4 protein-coding genes are annotated in these 4263 nt (G+C 36.3%); 1 reads left to right on the top strand and 3 read right to left on the bottom strand.

What is annotated here, in order from left to right:
* Window positions 1-144 precede the first annotated feature (144 nt).
* A complete protein-coding gene (locus tag B371_RS0101295; protein ID WP_019412516.1) occupies window positions 145-2145 on the top strand; it encodes a bifunctional diguanylate cyclase/phosphodiesterase in 2001 nt (666 codons plus the stop codon).
* 316 nt (window positions 2146-2461) lie between these two features.
* Here the strand turns inward: B371_RS0101295 and B371_RS0101300 are convergent, their stop codons facing one another.
* The 3 genes from B371_RS0101300 to B371_RS23915 form a co-directional block, all read right to left on the bottom strand.
* Window positions 2462-2917: a threonine/serine exporter family protein gene (locus tag B371_RS0101300; RefSeq protein ID WP_019412517.1), complete on the bottom strand. Its 456-nt coding sequence runs from the start codon at window positions 2915-2917 to the stop codon at window positions 2462-2464.
* A 10-nt stretch (window positions 2918-2927) separates the two neighbouring features.
* Complete coding sequence (locus tag B371_RS0101305) at window positions 2928-3674, bottom strand: threonine/serine exporter family protein (RefSeq protein ID WP_019412518.1); 747 nt, start codon at window positions 3672-3674, stop codon at window positions 2928-2930.
* 341 nt (window positions 3675-4015) lie between these two features.
* Window positions 4016-4263, bottom strand: a 248-nt coding sequence (locus B371_RS23915) for a peptidoglycan bridge formation glycyltransferase FemA/FemB family protein (RefSeq protein WP_040681112.1), incomplete at its 5' end; no start/stop codon positions are given.

Genomic DNA, 4263 nt, shown 5'->3' on the forward strand with positions numbered 1-4263 from the left:
TGTTGGGGTGCGAAACTTAAGATCCACTAAACGCACCCCTGGATAAGCACACAACTTTCAGAATAAACATTTTCGTATTTAAGTGACTTGATGTTAAGAGTTCTTTATAATAAAGGTTATATTACAAACGAGGAGTCCTGCGATATGAGAGGAGTGCAACAATTGTTGGAGAATGGTAGCGGTGTATTAAACCATATTCCTTTACCAATGATGCTAACCGCGAATGACGCGAAGGTACTTTGGTGGAGTGAAGATGCTGAGAAAGCATTTGGCTATAAGGCTGACGAAATCGTCGGTAAATATTTCCCGTTTGGAGAGAGTTCAGAAACCCTTCAAACAAAGTGTAATCAAGTGCTCCAATGTGAAAACTCTCTTCGTTTTGAAAATTTTATTCTTCAATCGAAACAAGGAGAATCCGTTCATACATCGGCCGTTTTATACCCTATTACAATTGGCAATCAACATTATGTGATGTTCACATTTGAAATAGACAACATCAATTACAATGCGAGTGCACATGAATTAGAAAGCTTTAAATTGGGGATCGATGAAACATTTATGGTCACTCATTTAGACATAGATGGTTTAATTACATATGCAAATACTCTATTTTTAAAATCTAGTAAATGGACGCCAAAACGTGTAATCGGGAAATCGTTTTGGAAACTTTTCCCTGAAGAGTCCGCTGAAAAGGTAGTAGATCCCATTTGGCTTGAATTAAAAAGTCATCGCGTATGGCAAGGTTCTGTAGAAAAACTAACTAAAGATGGTGAAACATATTGGGTAGATATGATTGCCATACCTGTTCTATCAGCAAATGATGAACTTTTATATATTTCTATTCTAGAGAAAGATATTACTGAAAAAAAGCGTCTACAAATTCATCTTGAGCAAATTGCCTATGTGGATCCAGAAACAGGTTTAATGAGTCGTCACCGTCTTGAAAATATTGTAAGCGGTTTAATTGCAGAAGGACGTCACTTTTCCTTCATCTTTTTAGATATAGATAAATTTTACACTTTAAAAGACATGCATGATGAAGATTCAGAAACGACATTATTGTTAGAGTTTGCAAATCGAATGAAATTATATTTTCAAGATAGTAGTATTGCACGCGTTGGGGAAGATAAGTTTGTCGTGTTAACTCCACTTAGCGATTGGTTTATCCAAGGATTTTTAAGTTATCTAAAACAATATCCGATTTACATTCGCAACAAAGCTATCCCAATCTCAATTAGTGGTGGAATTACGCGCTATCCCGAAGATCAGCTAACATTCTCACAATTGATGAATGCCTCAAGTGCGATTATCAATAAAGTCAAACAAGAAGGTGGCGGCAACATCGTCAGCCTTTCAAAAGCAAATCATTTGGCATTAAGTAAAAAAACAATGATTGAAAAACGTTTAATAGAAGCTTTACACCACAAAGATTTAACCGTTATGTTTCAGCCACAAGTGGATTTATCTACCGGTAAAATAGACACAGTGGAAGCACTCGTACGTTGGGAAGACGCTGTTCTTGGGACAGTTTCCCCAAACGAACTAATTCCTATTGCTGAAGAAACAGGTATGATTCATGACATTGGAAGCTTTATGCTTGAGAAAGCATGTGAACAAGCTGCACTTTGGGCTGAAAATGACATGCCTATGAAAGTAAGTGTTAATACGTCTATCCGTGAATTTCGTGATAAAGATATGGTGAAAAAAATCCGCCAAACATTAGAGAAATTTGATTGCCCTGCTCGTCTATTGCAAATTGAAATTACTGAAAAATTCGCATTAGAAGCTGAGTCTGACCAATCAATTATTCGGCAAATGGTTCAACTCCAAAAGGATGGAATTGTTTTTATTCTTGATGATTTTGGGACAGGCTATGCTTCATTCCGTTACATGCAGTTATTGCCAATATCCTGCCTTAAAATTGATCAATCATTTATCTCTGGCATTTTAAAACAAGAAAAATTGAAAAAACTTGTTCGAGGTATGATTCAATTTGGTAAATCAATGGACATACGTGTGTTTGCAGAAGGTGTTGAAACAAAAGAACAATTTGACTTATTAACAGAGCTTGGGTGTGATGCAATCCAAGGATATTATATTAGCCGACCTGTTGTAGCAAGTGAAATTGGGGAATTATACAAGTAGAAGGCCGTGCGAAAGTTTACATTTAGAATAAGGGGACTCGTGAAGAAGACATAGTCACTTCACGAGTCCCCTTCTGTGTAGACAAGCTTTCTCAGCTTAATTTCAGGATAATTAGACGATTTCAGGCAATATTAATAGTCCTTACTTCAGTCATCCTTTAAGACTCTTTTTATTTAATGTAACAAATAAAAGTTTTTGATAATGTACTGTCTCTTATAGGTAGAACTCTAAAAAGTCTCTTAGAAGGCTAATTATTTGTGAGTTCCATTCCTAATACTAAATAAAATTCATATACTTTCATATTAAAAACGACATCTCACACATTACTATGAGATGCCGTTCTTTTTAGATATTTAAAAATTAATTGCATTAACACTTCTGCAAATACTAAGCCCATAGCAATGGCACCAGATGTCATAAATGCTCTGGAACCGAATGAGATAGCAGTTAAATAGTCATTTTCAACAATATTACGCATCGCATTGTATGCAAGACCTCCAGGGACCAAAAGAATAATTCCTGGAACACTGAATAAAATCATTGGCATTTTGAATCGTCTCGATAAAATGTGGGCAGCTAGAGCGACCGAAAATGCTCCTGCAAATGATGCTTGTATGGAATCACCTGATATGAAAGAATAAACACTAAAAATCATCCATCCACTCATTCCAACAAAACCACATGCTAATAGTTTTTCTTTAGGTGCGTTAAAAATAATTGCAAATGATATGGCAATAATTAAACTTAGTATTGCTTGTATGATCCAAGTCATGTGACACCTCCTAAAATGATAGTACGAGTGCGACACCTGCACCAATTGCAAAAGCTGTTAATGATGCTTCTGCTGCTTTTGAAACCCCAGAAGTAAAGTGGCCTGCCATGAGGTCACGAACAGCATTTGTTATTAGTAATCCTGGAACTAATGGCATCACTCCACTAATAATAATAATATTTAAGTCTTCACCAAGGTTTAACAAGACTGCTAGGAAAGCGACAGTTCCAACAATAGCGGCCGCAAGAAACTCGGCAAAAAATTTGACTCGCGTAATTTCATGAATTAGTGTGGCCACGATTAAACCGATACCTCCAGCTATTGTAGCAGCTGGTACATCCCACCATGAACCTGCAAATAGAATAAGGAAACATCCACTAGCTATTGCACCGGCTAATACCTGCAAATAGAAAGGATACATTAAGTTTGCACTTGCAACCTCTTGCAATTCTTCATATGCTTCATCTATGGTAATTTCAGTTGAAGTTAGTTTTCTGGAAGTCTGATTAACTAGCGCAATTTTGTTTAAATCTGTGACTCGATGACGAATAGCCATTAACCGTGTTGAACCATCTCTTCCAAGTGAAAACATTATACCCGTTGGCGTAACAAAGCTCTGTGTACCAATGAGACCTTGAGAAATTGCCATACGTGTCATCGTATCTTCAACCCGATACGTTTCCGCTCCACTTTCAATCATTAATCGACCTGCAAGCAAGCAACAATCAATTGCCAAATCATTCTTCTCATTTAGCATATTTGCCCACCCCTTTCGATACTCACTTAAGCACAATCTTATCGAAAGACACCACAAAAAACAAATAACCGAGGTCTTTTTTAGTTAACTTATTTTTTATTAAAAGAACTTAGCGAAATCTGGTTGAACGAAAATTAGGTATATGTGAAGACCCTACCTATCTTATTAAGTAAATGGATTCTTTATTCAAAAAAGCATTCAACAAAAAAACACTTAAAACAACCGTTTGAAGTGACTATTTTGCACTTTTTCCAACTTGGATGCTGTTTTTTCCAACTTGGAGCTCATTTTTTCCAACTTGGCCTTAATCCTTGCTCGAAAATGACTAAAATTTACAATGTTTAACCTTTTAAATAACCCTTCTCTCGCTTTTCCAGTAAAAAACCTTCAAACAACCGTTTGAGGGGACCATTTTGCACTTTTTCCAACTTGGATGCTGTTTTTTCCAACTTGGCTTCGGATTTTTCCAACTTGGATGCCATTTTTTCCAACTTGGAGCTCATTTTTTCCAACTTGGCCTTAATCCTTGCTCGATAATGACTTAAATTCACAATGGTTAACCATATAAATAACCCTTCTCTCGCTTTTC

Source organism: Paenisporosarcina sp. TG20 (assembly GCF_000286315.1).
In the GTDB taxonomy this organism is placed as follows: Bacteria; Bacillota; Bacilli; order Bacillales_A; family Planococcaceae; genus Paenisporosarcina.

What these genes read in the sequence shown, in the direction of transcription:
- B371_RS0101295 (WP_019412516.1), top strand. Translation starts at nt 145, where the DNA reads ATGAGAGGAGTGCAACAATTGTTGGAGAATGGTAGCGGTGTATTAAAC.
- B371_RS0101300 (WP_019412517.1), bottom strand. Translation starts at nt 2,917, where the DNA reads ATGACTTGGATCATACAAGCAATACTAAGTTTAATTATTGCCATATCA.
- B371_RS0101305 (WP_019412518.1), bottom strand. Translation starts at nt 3,674, where the DNA reads ATGCTAAATGAGAAGAATGATTTGGCAATTGATTGTTGCTTGCTTGCA.